This window comes from Serratia sp. BNK-17 (assembly GCF_048684935.1).
GTDB lineage: Bacteria > Pseudomonadota > Gammaproteobacteria > Enterobacterales > Enterobacteriaceae > Serratia > Serratia nematodiphila.
Map to the genome: position 1 here is coordinate 467690 of NZ_JBLQTR010000001.1, position 17059 is coordinate 484748.

The 17059-nt window shown below is 56.3% G+C and carries 19 protein-coding genes; 11 read left to right on the forward strand and 8 right to left on the reverse strand.

Features of this window, described 5'->3' with window-relative positions; translation table 11 throughout:
* Positions 1-8: 8 nt before the first annotated feature.
* Positions 9-218: a transcription antiterminator/RNA stability regulator CspE gene (gene cspE / locus ACMGF7_RS02345; protein ID WP_004940030.1), complete on the reverse strand. Its 210-nt coding sequence runs from the start codon at positions 216-218 to the stop codon at positions 9-11.
* Between the two features lie 345 nt (positions 219-563).
* Here cspE and ACMGF7_RS02350 point away from each other — a divergent pair, with 345 nt between their 5' ends.
* The 6 genes from ACMGF7_RS02350 (at position 564) to ACMGF7_RS02375 (ending at position 6482) form a co-directional block, all read left to right on the forward strand.
* Positions 564-1727 carry a M20 peptidase aminoacylase family protein gene (locus ACMGF7_RS02350; protein ID WP_197798648.1) on the forward strand — a complete coding sequence of 388 codons (1164 nt, stop codon included), beginning with the start codon at positions 564-566 and terminating at the stop codon, positions 1725-1727.
* Positions 1728-1916: 189 nt separating this feature from the next.
* Positions 1917-3242 carry an LLM class flavin-dependent oxidoreductase gene (locus tag ACMGF7_RS02355; RefSeq protein WP_197798649.1) on the forward strand — a complete coding sequence of 442 codons (1326 nt, stop codon included), beginning with the start codon at positions 1917-1919 and terminating at the stop codon, positions 3240-3242.
* 26 nt (positions 3243-3268) lie between these two features.
* Entirely contained in the window at positions 3269-4189 is a 921-nt protein-coding gene (locus tag ACMGF7_RS02360; RefSeq protein ID WP_004940036.1) for an ABC transporter substrate-binding protein, read from the forward strand.
* A gap of 9 nt (positions 4190-4198) precedes the next feature.
* Positions 4199-4726 (forward strand): GNAT family N-acetyltransferase, encoded by a 528-nt coding sequence (locus ACMGF7_RS02365; protein WP_004940037.1) that lies wholly within the window; start codon positions 4199-4201, stop codon positions 4724-4726.
* 31 nt (positions 4727-4757) lie between these two features.
* On the forward strand, positions 4758-5645 hold the full coding sequence (locus ACMGF7_RS02370) for an amino acid ABC transporter permease (protein WP_004940038.1): 888 nt from the start codon (positions 4758-4760) through the stop codon (positions 5643-5645).
* A gap of 9 nt (positions 5646-5654) precedes the next feature.
* Complete coding sequence (locus tag ACMGF7_RS02375) at positions 5655-6482, forward strand: amino acid ABC transporter ATP-binding protein (RefSeq protein WP_015376924.1); 828 nt, start codon at positions 5655-5657, stop codon at positions 6480-6482.
* A gap of 36 nt (positions 6483-6518) precedes the next feature.
* Here ACMGF7_RS02375 and ACMGF7_RS02380 read toward each other — a convergent pair whose 3' ends face one another.
* The gene (locus ACMGF7_RS02380) at positions 6519-7028 is read right to left on the reverse strand and encodes a VOC family protein (protein WP_004940041.1); all 510 of its coding nucleotides are present in this window, start codon (positions 7026-7028) and stop codon (positions 6519-6521) included.
* Between the two features lie 166 nt (positions 7029-7194).
* Between ACMGF7_RS02380 and ACMGF7_RS02385 the strand changes: the two genes are divergently transcribed.
* Positions 7195-7674 (forward strand): cold-shock protein, encoded by a 480-nt coding sequence (locus ACMGF7_RS02385; protein WP_015376922.1) that lies wholly within the window; start codon positions 7195-7197, stop codon positions 7672-7674.
* Between the two features lie 81 nt (positions 7675-7755).
* Positions 7756-7917 carry a YnfU family zinc-binding protein gene (locus tag ACMGF7_RS02390; RefSeq protein WP_015376921.1) on the forward strand — a complete coding sequence of 54 codons (162 nt, stop codon included), beginning with the start codon at positions 7756-7758 and terminating at the stop codon, positions 7915-7917.
* 6 nt (positions 7918-7923) lie between these two features.
* Here ACMGF7_RS02390 and ACMGF7_RS02395 read toward each other — a convergent pair whose 3' ends face one another.
* The 6 genes from ACMGF7_RS02395 to ACMGF7_RS02420 all read right to left on the reverse strand — a co-directional run bounded on the left by ACMGF7_RS02395 (position 7924) and on the right by ACMGF7_RS02420 (position 14503).
* The gene (locus ACMGF7_RS02395) at positions 7924-9372 is read right to left on the reverse strand and encodes a sensor domain-containing diguanylate cyclase (protein WP_273875057.1); all 1449 of its coding nucleotides are present in this window, start codon (positions 9370-9372) and stop codon (positions 7924-7926) included.
* 629 nt (positions 9373-10001) lie between these two features.
* Positions 10002-10553 (reverse strand): flavodoxin family protein, encoded by a 552-nt coding sequence (locus ACMGF7_RS02400; RefSeq protein WP_004940045.1) that lies wholly within the window; start codon positions 10551-10553, stop codon positions 10002-10004.
* A 323-nt stretch (positions 10554-10876) separates the two neighbouring features.
* The gene (locus ACMGF7_RS02405) at positions 10877-12409 is read right to left on the reverse strand and encodes a glycosyltransferase family 39 protein (RefSeq protein WP_049242718.1); all 1533 of its coding nucleotides are present in this window, start codon (positions 12407-12409) and stop codon (positions 10877-10879) included.
* 125 nt (positions 12410-12534) lie between these two features.
* Positions 12535-12678, reverse strand: a complete 144-nt coding sequence (locus ACMGF7_RS02410; protein ID WP_015376917.1) for a hypothetical protein — start codon at positions 12676-12678, stop codon at positions 12535-12537.
* 159 nt (positions 12679-12837) lie between these two features.
* Positions 12838-13755: a LysR family transcriptional regulator gene (locus ACMGF7_RS02415; RefSeq protein WP_049242720.1), complete on the reverse strand. Its 918-nt coding sequence runs from the start codon at positions 13753-13755 to the stop codon at positions 12838-12840.
* Positions 13756-13933: 178 nt separating this feature from the next.
* Complete coding sequence (locus ACMGF7_RS02420) at positions 13934-14503, reverse strand: NADPH-dependent FMN reductase (protein ID WP_033633947.1); 570 nt, start codon at positions 14501-14503, stop codon at positions 13934-13936.
* A gap of 420 nt (positions 14504-14923) precedes the next feature.
* Between ACMGF7_RS02420 and ACMGF7_RS02425 the strand changes: the two genes are divergently transcribed.
* The 3 genes from ACMGF7_RS02425 to ACMGF7_RS02435 all read left to right on the forward strand — a co-directional run bounded on the left by ACMGF7_RS02425 (position 14924) and on the right by ACMGF7_RS02435 (position 16976).
* Entirely contained in the window at positions 14924-15556 is a 633-nt protein-coding gene (locus ACMGF7_RS02425) for a hydrolase (RefSeq protein ID WP_033634142.1), read from the forward strand.
* 187 nt (positions 15557-15743) lie between these two features.
* Positions 15744-16274: a nuclear transport factor 2 family protein gene (locus ACMGF7_RS02430; protein ID WP_197763890.1), complete on the forward strand. Its 531-nt coding sequence runs from the start codon at positions 15744-15746 to the stop codon at positions 16272-16274.
* 291 nt (positions 16275-16565) lie between these two features.
* Entirely contained in the window at positions 16566-16976 is a 411-nt protein-coding gene (locus tag ACMGF7_RS02435) for a hypothetical protein (protein ID WP_144330238.1), read from the forward strand.
* Positions 16977-17059 lie beyond the last annotated feature (83 nt).

Below are 17059 nucleotides of genomic sequence, written 5' to 3' on the forward strand. Positions count from 1 at the left end.
TACGCAGCTTAGATAGCAGTAACGTTAGCGGCAGATGGGCCTTTGGCACCGTTCGTGATTTCAAATTCTACACGCTGGCCTTCAGCAAGCGTTTTGAAACCGTTGCTAACGATGGCAGAGAAGTGAACGAAAACGTCCTTGCTACCATCTTCCGGAGTAATGAAACCGAAGCCCTTGGATTCATTAAACCACTTAACGCTACCTTTAATCTTAGACATCAAACTTACCTTTAACGTGAATGAAAGACACAAAACCTGTGTCGATTACAGTACAGCAAGCAGGCAGGATTTTGTCCACCACCGCGATCACAGAAATCCGATAAAGAGTGAAAAAATCCGTGTTGCCCGGTGTAAATGCATTGCACCGGTTGCGATACGTTACCGTTCCAGGCCAATCCTCTCCCTGCGCCGGCGAACAACGCGCGAACGCCTAAACCTGCCCCTTCCCCCCATCGTTGACGCGTCGTGCAGACACAATCGCTATGAAATATAACCAGATGGTCTTTTTGCTTCGGCGGCCCCTGCACTAGGGTTAGGGTTTATTTCCCACTGTGAGCCAAGCCTATGACCAGCCAGTTGGCAGACAAGATCATCGCCTATCGGCGTGAACTGCACCAAAACCCGGAGCTTTCCAATCACGAATTCGCCACCACCGCTCGGCTGACCCGCTGGCTGCAAGAGGCGGGCATTCGTATTCTGCCGTTGGCGCTGAAAACCGGCGTCGTGGCGGAGATCGGCAGTGGCAAGGGACCGATCATCGCCCTGCGCGGCGACATCGACGCCCTGCCAATCGACGAAATCGCCGACGTGCCCTTCAGCTCGCAAAACAGCGGCGTAATGCACGCCTGCGGCCACGACTTTCACACCTCGGTGATGCTCGGCGCCGCGCACCTGCTCAAAGCGCGTGAAGCCGAGCTGCCCGGCACGGTGCGCATCTTCTTCCAGCCGGCGGAAGAGACCTTCAACGGCGCCCGGCACCTGATCGACGCCGGCGCGCTGGATAACGTCGCGGCAGTATTTGGTCTGCATAACGCGCCGGAGCTGCCCACCGGCACCTTCGCTACCCGCGCCGGGCCGTTCTACGCCAACGTCGATCGCTTCCAGATCCGCATCACCGGCAAAGGCGCCCACGCCGCCAAACCGGAACAGGGCGTCGATACCATCGTCACCGCCAGCCAGATCGTCGGCGCGCTGCAGACGCTGCCCAGCCGCAGCTTCAGCTCGCTGGAATCGCTGGTGGTGAGCGTGACGCGCATCGAAGGCGGCAATACCTGGAACGTGCTGCCGCAAACCGTGGAGCTGGAAGGCACGGTGCGCACCCACAGCGACGCGGTGCGCCGCCAGGTGCCGGACAAGATTCGTCAGGTGATCGACGGCGTCGCCGCCGCGCTGGGCGCCCAGGCTAAACTGCACTGGCAGCCGGGGCCGCCGGCGGTGATCAACGACGCCCATTGGGCGGCATTCAGCAAAACCGTCGCCGCCGAGGCCGGCTACCGGGTCGAAGAGGCGGAGCTGCAGATGGGCGGCGAAGATTTCGCACTGTATCTGCATCACGTGCCGGGCGCGTTCGTCAGCATCGGCTCCGCCAGCGAATTCGGCCTGCACCATCCGCGTTTCAATCCCGATGAGCGCGCCCTCTTCCCTGCCGCCCACTATTTTTCGCTGCTGGCGGAGCGCACGCTGCAACAATTAACCACCGCAGCGAAAAAAGCCCTCAGCAACGCCTGAATAACGTGAAGTAGTATTTCCCCGACGCCGCTGATGCCGCGTCGGGGATTATTATTTTCGCTCGCCGTGATATTTGCAGTTTTCAACATTTGAATATGCTGTTTTGTTGTTTTACATCCCGTTGCCGCTCATCAATAGTGGACGCATCAGACACCGCGCGCCTTTGCGGCGCATGACAGGATAATCACGATGAGCGACAACGCGAATAATCAACGGCAATTACGGCTGGGCGCCATTCTGCATGGCGCATCGGGAAATATGTCCGCCTGGCGCCACCCGGATGCCACCGCCGACGCCAGCATTAACCTCGAATTTAATATCGCCTCGGCGAAAAAAGCCGAACAGGGGAAATTCGATTTCGTGTTTGTCGCCGATGGGTTATATATCAACGAAAAGTCCATTCCGCATTTTCTTAATCGTTTCGAACCGCTCACCCTGCTGGCCGCGCTGTCCGCCGCCACCGACAAAATAGGCCTGGTGGGCACGCTCTCCACCTCCTACAGCGATCCGTTCACCGTCGCCCGCCAGTTCGCCAGTCTCGATCACCTGAGCGGCGGGCGCGCGGGCTGGAACGTGGTGACATCGCCGCTGGAAGGTTCGGCAAAAAACTTCTCGCGCAAAGAACACCCGGAGCACAGCCTGCGTTACCGCATTGCCGGCGAGTTTCTCGACGTCGCCAAAGGGCTGTGGGACTCCTGGGAAGACGATGCCTTCGTGCGCAATAAGGCCAGCGGCGAATTTTTCAGGGCCGGGAAACTGCACCCCCTCAATCACCAGGGGGAGTTCTTCTCGGTGCAGGGGCCGTTGAACATCGGCCGCACGCCGCAGGGCCGCCCGATCCTGTTCCAGGCCGGCGCCTCTGAAGACGGCAAACGGCTGGCGGCCAAGCACGCCGATGCGATCTTCACCCATCACGACACGCTGGAGCAGGCGCAGGATTTCTACCAGGACGTGAAGCGGCAACTGGTGGAACAGGGGCGCGAGCCGGACGGTCTGCGCATCTTCCAGGGCGTCAGCGTGATCGTCGGCGACGACGATGCGGACGTCGAGCGTCAGTACCAGGAGACCGCCCGTCTGGTCAGCATCGAGAACGCCCTCAACTACCTTGGCCGCTACTTCGAACATTACGACTTTTCCCGCCATCCGTTGGACGCCCCCTTCCCGGACATCGGCGATCTGGGGCAAAACAGCTTCCGCAGCACCACCGACGCCATCAAGCGCAACGCCCGCGAGCGGAACCTCACGCTGCGCCAGGTGGCGCTGGAAGCCGCCTCGCCGCGCCCGGTGTTCAGCGGCACGCCGGAAGCGGTGGCGGACGGCCTGCAACGCTGGTTCGACGGCGAAGCCGCCGACGGCTTCATCATCAGCGGCGGTACGCCCAACGCCTTCGGGCACTTCGTCGATCGGGTGGTGCCCATCCTGCAACAACGTGGCCTGTTCCGCCGGGCGTACCACGGCGATACGCTGCGCGAACACCTGGGCCTCACGCGCCCGTTGAACAGATTCACCCAATAATAAGATCGTTTTCAGGGATACCCGCTATGCAGAAAACCGTTACCGCCGCTCTCGTGGCGGCCTTGCTGAGCCTGACCGGCGCCGCGCAGGCGGGCACCGGCATCGATTTACAGGCCAATGAAACCCCGATCCACGCGCCGAAAAACCCGCAGGCGATCGCCAAACTGCCGGCCGATTTCCACTTCGTGAAGCCGGGCCAATTCACCGTTGCAATCGCCGCGCTCAACACGCCGCCGCTGGCGCTGTTCGCTGCCGACAACCGGCGGCTTATCGGCAGCGAAGTGGATATCGCGCAGCTGGTGGCCGACAGCCTGGGCCTGGAGCTGAACGTAGTGCAAACGTCGTGGGAAGACTGGCCGCTGGGGGTGGTTTCCGGCAAGTATGACGCGGCCATCACCAACGTCACCGTGACCAAAGAGCGCAAAACCCGCTTCGACTTCGCCACCTACCGCATCGACTCGCTCGGCTTTTACGTCAAAACCGGCGGCAAGATCGCAACGATCAAACAGCCTGCCGATATCGCCGGATTAAAGATCATCGTCGGCTCCGGCACCAATCAGGAAGCCATCTTGCTGGCGTGGGACAAACAGAACCGGCAGCAGGGGCTCAAACCCTTCCAGCCGATCTACGTGACCGACGATGCGGCCGCCACGCTGGCGATCCAGTCCGGCCGGGCCGACGCCTATTTCGGGCCGAACGTGCTGGGCGCCTATAAAGCGGCGCTGAACGGCCGTACCCGGCTGGCGGGCACGGTGGAAGGCGGTTGGCCCAAGGCGGCGCACATCGCCGTCACCACCCGTAAAGGCAACGGACTGGTGCAGGCGGTGAATGAAGCGCTGAACGGCGCGATCCGCGGCGGACAGTACGATCAGGTGCTCAATCGCTGGGGCGAGAGCGTCGAACGCCTTGCGCAGTCGGAAATCAACCCGCCCGGCCTGGGCGATTAGGAGCGCGCAATGACGCAAGACACCTTCATTCAGACGTTGCCGACCGACCCGCTGATCGCCCCGGTGATCGAGGGGTTGTTCGGTGAATATCGCCAGCGTTACGGCGACTATTTTGGTGACCAGGAACCGGAACCGCTGGACCTGTATGCACCGCCGCAAGGGGCCTTCATCGTGCTGTTGCGCGCCGGTGCGCCGATCGCCATGGGCGCCTTCAAACGCTATGACGCGCAAACCGCCGAGCTGAAGCGCATCTGGACCCGGGGCGATCTGCGCCGCCAGGGCCTGGCGCAGCGGGTGTTGCAGCAGTTGGAAACGCTGGCGCTGGCGCAGGGGTATCGCCGGCTCTACCTGACCACCGGCTTTCGCCAGCCCGAAGCGGTAGGCCTGTACCTGAGCAACGGTTATCAGCCGCAGTTCGATCCCACCGTTGACAGCGAGGTTTACAGCCACCCGCCCTACGATGGCCGCCTGCCGTTCCGCAAAAGCCTGATTGCAGAGGACGCGTGTTGTTGCGCGTCGGAAAGGAAAATCGCCTAACCCCCCTTTATCTGTAGTCAGGAGACATGACATGTCCAAACAAGAAGTCTTGAAAGTGGTGCCCGCCCGCTATCCGCTGCGGCTGATCGGCGCCCTGTTCTCGCTGTTTATTCTGGCCGCCATCGTGCAATCGGTGGCGGGCAACGCGCGCTGGGAATGGGGCGTGTTCGCCGAGTGGTTCTTCGCCCCGGCGGTGCTGGCGGGTCTGGGGCAGACCCTGCTGCTGACGCTGCTCGGCACGTTGTTCAGCATCCTGTTCGGCACCCTGCTGGCGCTGGCGCGGCTGTCGCGCTCTTACCTGCTGGCGTCGCTGGCCTGGGGGTATATCTGGCTGTTTCGCTCGCTGCCGCTGATCCTGGTGCTGATCATCCTGTATAACTTTTCCTATCTGTACGACGCCATCTCGCTGGGCATTCCCTTTACCTCGGTGGTGTTCGCCAGCTACCCGACCATCGATATCCTCGGCCAGTTCGCCGTGGCGGTGCTGGGCCTGACGCTGGTGCAGTCAGCCTACACCGCCGAGATCATCCGCGGCGGCATTCTGGGCGTGGATTACGGCCAGCATGAGGCGGCGGCGGCGCTGGGCCTGCCGGGCTATCGCCGCACCTTCCGCATCATTCTGCCGCAGGCGCTGCGCTCCATTATTCCGACCGGCTTCAACGAGATCATCAGCCTGGCGAAAGGCACCTCGATCGTGTACGTGCTGGCGCTGCCGGAGCTGTTTTACACCATCCAGGTGATCTATAACCGCACCCAGCAGGTGATACCGCTGCTGATGGTGGCCACCGTCTGGTATCTGTTCATCACCACCGCCCTGTCGGTGATCCAATACTACATCGAGCGCTATTTCGCCCGGGGCGCGGTGCGCGAACTGCCGCCGACGCCCTGGCAGAAACTGGCCGGCTGGCTAAAACGTTAGGAGACCCGCATGTCTGAAGCCATTGATTATTACGCCTTGCCCGAACAGCCGGCACGCAACCTCACCCCGGTGCCGGCGCGCGGCCTGATCGAAATCAGCAACGTCAGCAAGTTTTTCGGTAAACACAAGGCGCTGGACGACGTCAGCCTGACGCTGCAGCCGGGCACCGTAACCGTGATCCTCGGCCCTTCCGGCTCGGGCAAATCGACGCTGCTGCGGGCGATCAACCACCTGGAGCGCGTGGACGAGGGCTTTATCCGCATCGACGGCGACTACGTCGGTTACCGCCGCAAGGGCAACCGGCTGTACGAGCTGAAGGAAAAGGCCATTCTCCGGCAGCGCATCAACGTCGGCTACGTGTTCCAAAACTTCAACCTGTTCCCGCACCTGACGGTGCTGGAAAACATCATCGAAGCGCCGGTGGTGCACAAAATTCACTCCCGCGAACGGGCGAAGGCGGTGGCTTATGAGCTGCTGGATACCGTCGGGCTGCGCCACAAGGCGGATGCCTATCCGCGCCACCTCTCCGGTGGCCAGCAGCAGCGCATCGCCATCGCGCGCGCGCTGGCGCTGAACCCCAAGGTGATCCTGTTCGATGAGCCGACCTCCGCGCTCGATCCCGAGCTGGTCGGCGAAGTGCTGGACGTGATTAAGGGATTGGCGGATCTGGGCGTCACGCTGGTGGTCGTCACGCATGAAATCGGCTTTGCGCGCGAAGCGGCGGATCGGGTGGTGTTTATGGTCGACGGGCAGATCGTCGAACAGGGCGACGCCAGGCAGGTACTGGCTCAGCCGCAGCACCCTCGCACCGTTAACTTCCTCAACAAAGTGCTGTGATCGTCGGGGCGCCGCGGCGCCCCACACCTGATCAGCTTACAGGCCGGCGAAACGCCGCTTCTCGGCGGCGAAATCCAGCGGACGGATCCCCTGCTGGTTTTTATCCTCTTCGGTCAGCAGCGCCGGCGGAATAAACCAGGTCACCTCAAACAGCAGCCCGTCCGGATCGTGGCCATAAATGCTTTTGTGCACACCGTGATCCTCTTCCAGCCCGAGAATGCCGCGTTCGGCCAGCTGGTGACGAATGCGCTCCAGCTCTTCCAGGCTGTCCACTTCCCAGGCCAGATGGTACAGCCCGGCCGGTGGCTCATGCTCTGCCGGCGGCTCGTTGTTGGCGCGAAACACCCCGGCGCGCTGCTGGCCCAGATTCTTGCTGAACAGCGCCAAATCGTGATCGTTGTCCGAATCGGCGGCCTGGGTAAATACCGCCCGGTCGGGGCTGTCGGACGGCTTCAGCTTGAAGCCCAATACCTGATGATAAAAGTCGGCGCTCTGCCGCACGTCGCTGACATACAGCACGGCGTGATTGAGACGTTTGATGCCCATCGATATTCCTTTTTCGCATTGAATGAAGTCAGCATGAACATAGCATGTGGGGGGAAAGCCGCTAAATGCCGTTATCGCATGACTAAATGCCGCCCGCGCAATCTGTCGCTGCAAGGCATTCCGCGCTATCATAAGCGCTGTATTGATCCCTTTTGTGAGAATAACGATGAACGGCAAGATAACGACTTTTTTTGAAGACAAAGGCTTCGGCTTTATTACCGACGAGAACGGAGAAAATCGTTATTTTCACGTGATTAAAGTGCAGAATCCGGAGCTGATTAAGAAAAACGCGGCGGTGACCTTCGAACCGACCAACAACACCAAAGGCCCGTCGGCTTATGCAGTCAAAGTGTTGGCGCCTAGCAAATACATCATCATCGCCAATGAAAGAATCAAGATCGCCAGCATCAAGTCTTTCAATACCTTCACCAAGGAAGTGCCGGTCAAAGCCGACGTGGATAAAGAGAACACCGTGCTGTCGGTCGGCCTGCTGATGAACCGCATTCGCCCGCAGTCCGAAGACCAGGCGCAGGCCATGCAAACGCTGCGCATGCTGACCATCACCACCTTCCAGAACACCACCCATACCTTCTCCGAGCACGAGATCGACATGGATGAAACCATCAAGGCGTTGAAAAGCCTGTAAGCCTCTGCGTACAGAAAATAACCAACGAAATTTGTCGTCGCCTGTGTTAGCGTGAGTTTTCACCTGACACAGGCTATTGATATGTCCGATTCCAGCAGCGTCAAAGGTTTTATCAACCGCTCCACCCAAATCGTCTGCCCTAAATGCGGCTATGTTACCCGGCAAAAATGCGCGGCAATGCTGCAAGACGTGATACTGATTTGCCCTAATTGCGAAACCCGCTTCGAGCCCAGGCAAGGCTGAAAGCGGTTAGCGAAACAGAATATGCTCGACGCTGTTGCCGTTCACCACGTTGAACGACTCCACCCGATTCCGCCCCTGCGATTTGGCGCGATACAGCGCGATATCCGCCATATTCATCAGCTGCTCCAGCGATTTCACTTCGTTCATCGCCAGGCTGGCGACGCCGACGCTGATGGTGATTTTCAGCGTCTGTTTGCCTTCCGCCTGCAGTTCCGCCTGCTCCACCAACCGGCGCAGATGCTCCCCCAGCGCCACGCCCTGCGCCGCCAGCGCGCGCGGCAGCATGATGGCGAACTCTTCCCCGCCCAGGCGGCCGAACAGCTGATCGTGCCGCAGCTCGCGCCGCACGATATGCGCGAACGACGCCAACACCTGATCGCCGGCGCTGTGGCCGTGCGTATCGTTGATCTGCTTGAAATGATCGATGTCGATCAGCAGTAGCGACACCGCCTCTTTCGAGCGGTGCTTGTGCTCAAGCAGCTCGCCCGCTTTGCGCGTCATCGCGCTGCGCGCCAGCACCCCGGTCAGGAAATCGTGGTTGGCGCTGTGCTCCAGACGCCGCATCAGCTTGCGATTGGCGGCGATAGAGCTGGCGAGGATCAGCGGCCCCATCACCAGCATGGCGATGCCCAAGCGGGCAGACATCAGGGTGTCGAGGAAGGCGTTGTGATTGTTCGGCGTTTCATACAGCACCAAGTTGGCTGAAATGTTGCTGATCTCGGTCATGCCGGTCAACAGCGTCAACAGCGTCACGGGGAACAACTGGTAGCGCACCGCGCACCACAGCAGCGCCGGGATCGGGAAGGCGATGGCGCCCGGCCCGCCGATATAGACGCTGAACGCCAGCGACAGCAGTAGCGCCAATAGCGGCAGGCAGCCTTTCAGGCGCCAACGCACCTGCATGCGAAACAGCTGTTTCAACCGCGGCGCCGCCATCAGCACCGGCAACAACAGCAAGGTCGTCGAGAACTGCTCACTGAACCAGGCCAACCAGGCGACCACCACCGTATTGTTGTACAGGCTGTCGTTACGCAGCACCGACAGCGTCGACGCCACCGCCGCACCGGCCAGGCTGGCGCTGAACATATAGAGTATCGCCTGGGGTTTGCCCATGCGCCGTTGAGATTGCGGCAACATCAGCATGATGCTGTAACCGACGACGATCAGCGACATGTTGCAGGCGTTCAGCCACAGCGCCAGGGACCAGCCCTCGCCGGTACCGAGATCGGCGGCAACCATGCCCAGGTAGGTCGTGAGCCAGCCGAGCGGCGTGGCGTAAGCGGGTTTGCGCAGCAGCAGGCCGAGCAAAATCGCATTCACCGGCCAAAATAAAGAAAGCGAGCCAATCGGCCGGCTAAGAATACCCACCAGGGAGAGTAAAAAGGCCAGCATGAAAAGATTGATCAGCTGCACCGTTAGCGGCAGGCCATGCCTGGCGTTTATTCTGGCGCTCATCGCCTCGCCCATATTTTGCTAATAACCAGAATAATAATATGCATACTCTCTCGCCCGGCCAGTGAGGGATAGTCAATCCGAATTTCAACCAAAAAAGCCAGACAAATCAATAATAAAAATCATTAACATTTAATTAACAGACTTTTCTTAGCCTGATGCGGCCGCGCCGTAATTCCCCGCACAGCGTCAGCAAATAATGCCCGCTCTGCTGTCAGCATAGCGCATAGCGTAATAGGCCGCCGAGAGCGTTAATTACATTAATAAACTTGTGGTTATTGGTCATTAAATGATGTTTGAATCACTGTGCGATTATTTTCCTGCAACTGGGCCGCCTGTGCAATAACAACCCAAAAAAAGCCCGCATGAAGCGGGCTTGCTTGAACAACAGCAAATCGACAGTTACGACACGGCCATGCATTGCATGACCGTGCTGACGCGCAGTATAGCGGTGAAAGCTTAAGCAGACCTTAGCAACAAAAAACCCGGCCTAGGAACCGGGAATATTTGTACGAAATGCAGTGTTAGCCCAAGCAGGCTAATAACATTTCGCAGATTACACGCCAATTGTGCAGAGAAAATGAACGCGGCATCCGTTCAACCGCACCGCCGTCCCATCTACACGATAGGTCTTACGCCAGTTTGGCGGCAAAGCCCGCTACGCGCTGACCATAGAGCTTGGCGGTCGCCAGATCGCCCGACAACATCTCATCCACGCCGGCATCCGCCGGGGTCTGCACCAGCAGCCCCACCGAACCGCCCAGGTTATTGACGTCGGTGCGCTGCGCCGATTTGGTGTTGGCCGGCAGCAGCCCCAGGCTGACCCACAGGCCGCCATGTTGCGAAGCCAGCGTCTGCAGCGCGATCAGCGTCACCTGTTTGTCGCCGTTCAGGCTGGCGCTGTTGGTAAAGCCGCCGAACACTTTATCCTGCCACTTGCGGCCGAACCAGGCTTTGGAGCTGGCGTCGGCGAATTTCTTGAACTGCCAGGATGGGCCGCCCATATAGGTCGGCGAACCAAAGATGATGGCGTCCGCCTCATCCAGCGTCTGCCAGGCTTCGTCGCTGATATCGCCGTTCTGATCGATAGCGATCAGTTCCGCCCCGGCGCCTTCCGCCACCACTTTCGCCAAACGCTCGGTATGGCCGTAGCCGGAATGAAACACCACTACTGTCTTCGCCATAGAAATTCTCCACTCATTGCACAAAGGCGCCGACGGCGCCCCTCTCGCGTTCAATCTAATCAAGCGCACAGCGACTGAATACCGAATAAAACTGACGGTGTTATTCAAAAAAATCGCGTTGCGCGCCAGGCATGCACAGATAAAAAAAATCCCGCACAAGGCGGGATAAACTTAACAGGGATGGGGTAATACACTACAGGGAATGGATAACACACAACATCATCGGGTAGAGCTACAGTACCAATCTCAATGTATAGAACTGTCATCCCCGCGTAAGTTTGCTCGGCCAGATGTAACGCCGAATGGGAAATATGACATTTTGCTCAACGCACCACGAACAGGCGCGACTCAAAGCCGCCGCTCTTGAAGGTGCCGGTATTGACCCACCCCGGCGGCGAACGGCCGAAGTCCTGATTGAAATCGCCGCCGCTGACCAGCCAGACCCGGCGATGGCCTTTCGATAAAACGCTGAGCTTATCGACGTAAGTCTGCGCCGCCCGATCGTGGAAAAAGGTGCCGAAGCCATAGGCGTTGGGCTTGCCTGAAATGCCGTTGGGCCTGGCCGGGGTATACAGCAAGGCGCGGTAGCCCTGCTTGTTGTAATACACATAGCTCAGGTAGTTGAACATGTTGCTGACCACCACCGCATCGTTAGGCTGATAGTGGCTGTTGATATAGTGCACCATCACCTTGAACTCATCTTTTTCGACCGGGTAGTCGTTACGTACGCCGTAGCCGAACAGCAGGCTGAAGAACAGTAGCAAAGAGATCCCGCGCACCCGGTTTTTCGTTCCGGCGATCAGCACGCCCAACACCAGCGGAATGCCGAGCGCGGCGGAATAAAGATAGCGATCGACAAACAGCGGCGAGCGCCAGGAAATGGCGAATACCAACGTTACCGGGATCAGAATGCCGCAGAGCAGCAGCAGAGAGAATTTTCTCGGCATCTGGCGCCGCCACAGCAGCAGTGAACATAAAGCGACAAACATCGCCGGCAACAGCCAGAGAATGATCGTGGGATAGTTGCTGCCATCATGGCCGGTGAGAAAACGCCAGAACATCGCCGGCAGATCGCTCCAGGAAACCTGAGGGATCCAACCGACGTCGCCGCCGACCCTCAGCTCGGCGATATGCGCCAGCAGATTGAACAACACCAGCAGCCAGGGAATGTAGGCCACCCCGATCGCCGCATTGGCCAGCCACCATGCCGGTTGCTTGATATAACACTCGCCTTCGCGGCGGCACGACAGCGCCAACACCACCAGCCAATGCGCGATCAGCGTGAAAATCGTGAAGTAATGGGTATAAAAGCTCAGCGTCATCAACAGCGCATACAGCGCCAGATAACGGCGGTTATCCGGCGTTTTCAGCCACTTCGCCAACGCCATCGCGCCGGCGATCGCCAGCAGCCCCATCAGCGCATACATGCGCGCCTCCTGGCTGTAGCGCACCGCCATCGGCATGATCGCCATCAGCCAGCCCGCGATCAGCGCCGCCCGTTCATTGGCCAGCCAACGGATAAAGCGCATCGCCAGCGCCACCGTCACCACACCGAACACCAGGCTCAACGAGCGGGCCGCCAGAATGCCGTCGCCGAACAGCGCCATCCAGCCATGCAGCAGCAGGTAATAAAGCGGCGGGTGAACATCGAAGGAAGCGTGATAGAGCAACGCGCCCACATCGTAACGGCTGGTCAGCACGCTGGAGGCTTCATCGCACCAAAAATACCTGTCGGTTAAGGATATAGACCGTACGAGCGCCGAAAACGCCACGATCGCCAACGCATAATGTTTGTAACCGATGCCCTTTAAGCCGTTGTTGCTCAAAGAAACATTCGATACCTGCTGCAGTGACATAACCGCATTCCGCCCAAGAGAACCACACAATGTGGAGACGCAGCGTCATCATTGCCGACGGCGGGTAAATGGCGGGTAAATCAGTGCGAAAAAGTCGGCGCAGTCCCCTTCAGGCCGCACGGCTCTCAGCGAATTTCAACGCTGATATCCGGGTAGGCCTTCTCGCCGTCACTGAGGTAATGCCCCAGCGCCCGATATGCCATCACGTACAGCACGGCAGCGGCGCACAGGCACAGCAAGGTCACGAGAAAGAATCTGGATTTGCGCACGATAGGCTCCATGGGGAAATTTTCACCTATTGTAACGCGACAAACTAAACGAAGGTTCAATTGGCGGCGGGTCGAGAGCCTCGCGCTCATTCAGAGAGACGGCAGCATAACGGCTAAAGTAATTCGACTTTCAAGCAAACGCCTTCTTTTCAAAGCGATTCATCTCTCATTGGTCAATATATCGCGATCCCAAAAAGGCTCATCACTGAAATTAGCAAGTAAAAAATCAATGAATGCGCGCATTTTCGCAGGCATGTTTTGTGATGAAGGAAAAACCGCATACATACCAATGGGAGGACGCATATACTCACGTAATACAACTTCGAGCTCACCTTTTCTGATCGCCTCATGCGCGATGAAAGTGGGCAACATAGCGATCCCCAAACCCGCGATGGCGGCCTCACGAACAGCATCACCGTTGGAAAAACAGAGCCGCGATTTCACCATTGGCGTATGACCGCCAGCAAAGCGCCAATAATAACTTTCTTCAACGTTGCTATAGCGAATGCCCGGCAATGCCGCCAAGTCTTCCACTCTATTTGGACGACCGTACCGATCTAGCAAAGACGGGCTCGCGCAACAGACATGGCGAATGGTTGTGATCCGCCTGGCTACCAAGGAAGAGTCGCGCAATTTAGAAATCCTGATGGCGAGATCAAATCCATCACGAATGATGTCAACCATCTTGTCGTCGGCATCAAACTCCAGTGCCAGATTCGGATTCGCCTCGATAAATTGACCAACCACCCGGCTAAGGCAATGTACGGTCAGCGAAACGGGAGCGGCGATTCGCAACCGCCCTTGTAAATCGTTATGTCGCCCTCCAACGGCATTTTCAGCCTCATTCAACTCAGTCAGTATGCGTTTGGCTTGCTCATAAAACTTCAGCCCTGTGTCCGTCAGATGGATCTGTCGGGTGCTCCGGTTCAGCAACGGGGCACCAAGCCGAATTTCCAAATCTCGTATGCGGCGACTGATCGCAGATTTAGCCAAGGCCAAGCGCTTTGAAGCCGCCGCAAAACCGCCAGCCTCAACAACAGCAATATAAGTTTTCAGTTCCTCAAAGCGATCGGCCATGCTTCCGCAACCTTTTCAATTCCAAATATGTCAATCACAATGATACGGCATCACTTAGCGACCGCTATTCCTCTCGAGGAACGGCATCGAGACGCACGCTTTCCGCCCCCCACGTCAGACGATGCCGAAAAATGTATTATGCGCAGGCGCTGCTGGATCCAGGGTAGCGCGATACTCTCTAACGGATGGAAGGCTCGTTCGAACGAATAAACTCCACGAACCCACTCAAGAATCCCTCCAAGCGAAGACGCGTCGACTCGTCGGTCAGATTGCCATCGACGTCGAATTGTTGGTTGGCGTGGGAAACGAGAAGCCGTCCGCCGAACCAAGGTCGGGTTCCAAGTGCTCGCAACACGGGTAGCCAAGCTTCCTGAGATAGGATTGTGCCAAATCCCCCCGGCGATGCACCAATCAAGGCGAAAGGTTTTCCGCCGAAAACGCGTCGTATATCGCTGTCTGGACGCGAAACCCAATCAATGGCGTTTTTGAATACCCCTGGAATACCATTATTGTACTCAGGGGTGGCAAGGAGCACGCCATCGGCTACCGCGATCGCCTCCTTCAATTCGACAACAGAAGCGGGAATGCCAGATTTAACTTCAACATCAGCATCATAAAGCGGTATCCCATTGATTCGACGAACATCCAGAGTCACGCTCTCGGGTGCCAATTGCACAGCAGCCTGAAGAAGTGAATGGTTAAAGGAAGCGCTGCGAAGACTTCCTGAAATTCCAATGATATGGGTCATGATCTACTCGCTTTTTGCAATGGAATGACTGTCGTTACTGCAGATGACAATGTTCGTTTGTGCTGACGGTTCTTTCTCCCCACAAAGGACAAACATTACCTCCTCTACAAAAATTAGAAAGCCTCAATAAAAGAACACTGTGTTCTCTTATTTAAGTACAGCGATAGGACTGGGTGAATGACGAGGACTTAAACCCACCCAACTAAAGTTACGATCTACTCTCACAGCCCAAAAATGAGAACAATATGTTCTCCGGAATTGGGATTGTCGGGTCCGCTGTATCGACTTAGCATGATATCTCACAATTACATGACCCCAATTAAGATTGCTTTCATTGAAGGCGATGTTGAGATCCCTTCTTTGGCCTATCGCGATTGCGATGAGTCTAACCTAATCTGTAACGTGAAAGAGAGTTATCTAATGACCAGTGAATCTATCCGTGATCCTAAGGCTGACCACCTCCTGACCCCTGAGAACTGCGTGTTCATCGTGATCGACTATCAACCCATTCAGGTGAGTTCGATCCGTTCGATGGACCAAAAGGAATTGGTTTTCAACATCACCCATAGCATTAAAGCTGTGAAGAATTATAACGTACCTATTATTCATTCGGCGGTAAATATTGCGACGGGCTTAAACAAACCGCCAATTAAAGAGATCATGGCGCTACTCCCTAATGACCCCGTTATTGATCGTACGACGGTTAATGCCTGGGAAGACGTCGAATTCAAGCAGGCAGTGCAGGCAACTGGACGGCGGAAGTTGATCATGACGGCACTCTGGACCGAAGTCTGCCTGGCCTTCCCCGCTCTGGATGCACTCAGGGAAGGGTACGAGGTCTATGTCGTCGCCGACGCCATCGGCGGAACTTCAGTAGCGGCTCATGAGTTGGCTCTACGCCGCGTCGAACAAGCGGGTGGCAAACTGATTTCCAAGACACAGCTCTGGTGCGAGCTGCAGCGAGACTGGGCTCGCCAAGAGACCGTTCCTGGTTTCATGGACGTATTCGAGAACTGGGACGGCTTTAATCCAGAGAAAGATTTCAAAGGCTAAAATGCGGTTGGCAAATTGCTGGTTGAAGAATCCTCTGGCCGTCGTGTCAACACTGTCCGGCCTGCCAACCATACTCGGCGATTCAGCGCACCATATTGGAAAAGACAAGAGAATTGTCTTAGCAGAAGATTGATTATTGAAGGGAACGGCACACTTCAGCGTGCCGTTCCCGGAATAAGGGGAGACCATGTCAAACGTCTACAAGAAAATCGCTAACATAAAAGAAGCGCAGGCTGCTAGCCTCGCGAAACCGGCCACGTTCAGCAGCCCTTTGTCTCTCCTGCTGGACCTTCTGAAAAAACCCGCGGATCTCGAGCATGTCCGCCAATTTACGGCGGACAATTTCATCTATGTTTCACTCAATTATGAACATCCGGAACTAAAAGCCATCATGCCTTGGGCAGGGACGACAGCAGGAACCGAAGGCTTGGTCCAGACCTTCAAGGATGTGAACGCCTACTGGTCTACACTGGCATTCGAATTACAGGACACTTTTGAGAATGCCGACGGTGCTGCCGTCTTCGGTTATTTTACTTATCGCTCTACTGTTTTGGGTAAGACTGTCACCTCCCCCCTCTCGATTTTGGCTCGCGCCAAGGGCGGTAAGTTAACTTTCGTACAGTTCATGGAAGATACCTTCGCCACAGTACGAAGTTTTCGCGAGAGTGGAACCTACCATATCAAAGCCGATCCCAGTGGTTCGACAGTGGAAATTTGATACAGGGAGAGCGATATAACGATTGAGGATATAACCTGATTAAAAACTATATCCTCAGTCACATCATTGCATCATCAAAAACAACCAGCGAACACAGGACGTTTTTCAATCGGATTGTTTTTGTCAGAAATAATTAGCCATACTTCCAGACTCATATAATACATTTAAAACACTAGCAACAAAAGAAAATATATTTATTACACTACCCAGCCAGAGTTTTAAAAAGCAGTGAGTGGTAAATAGGAATGCCGTCAACAGTTGATGATCGATAATTAACAAACTTGAGGTATCATGACAATGCAGAAAAAAGACTTATCTTCCTGGTTCGCCAAAGGGGGGGCTATTGCTTATTTCATCTGGGCTCTTCTACATTTTCAAGCTGCCTGGGGAGTTTATAAATTAGGCGATAGCATGCCACCAGGAATGGCAAGTGGGCGAGTAGAACAAGATGCATGGAATTTATTTTGCTTTGCACTTTGCGCTGCCTTGACGTCTATTTTCTTGAATTGGCGCAATGACATAAGAGGATGGTGGATAAATTTAGCCGTTGTCAGCGCCACTGATATTGGCTTTATTATTTACATTCTAATTCCTGGTTACACGCCTATTTGGCCAGGGATTTTAGGGCCTCTTTTTTGGGCGGTTGGATTTATTTTTTCAACCTGCGCACTTGTTTTATCATATAAAGAAACAATGCGCTAAGCATGATGACATCACAAAGGGCAGCATATGCTAAGCCCTTTAATCCAACTTCCTTAAAAAAAACTCAATTGCAATAATTAGAT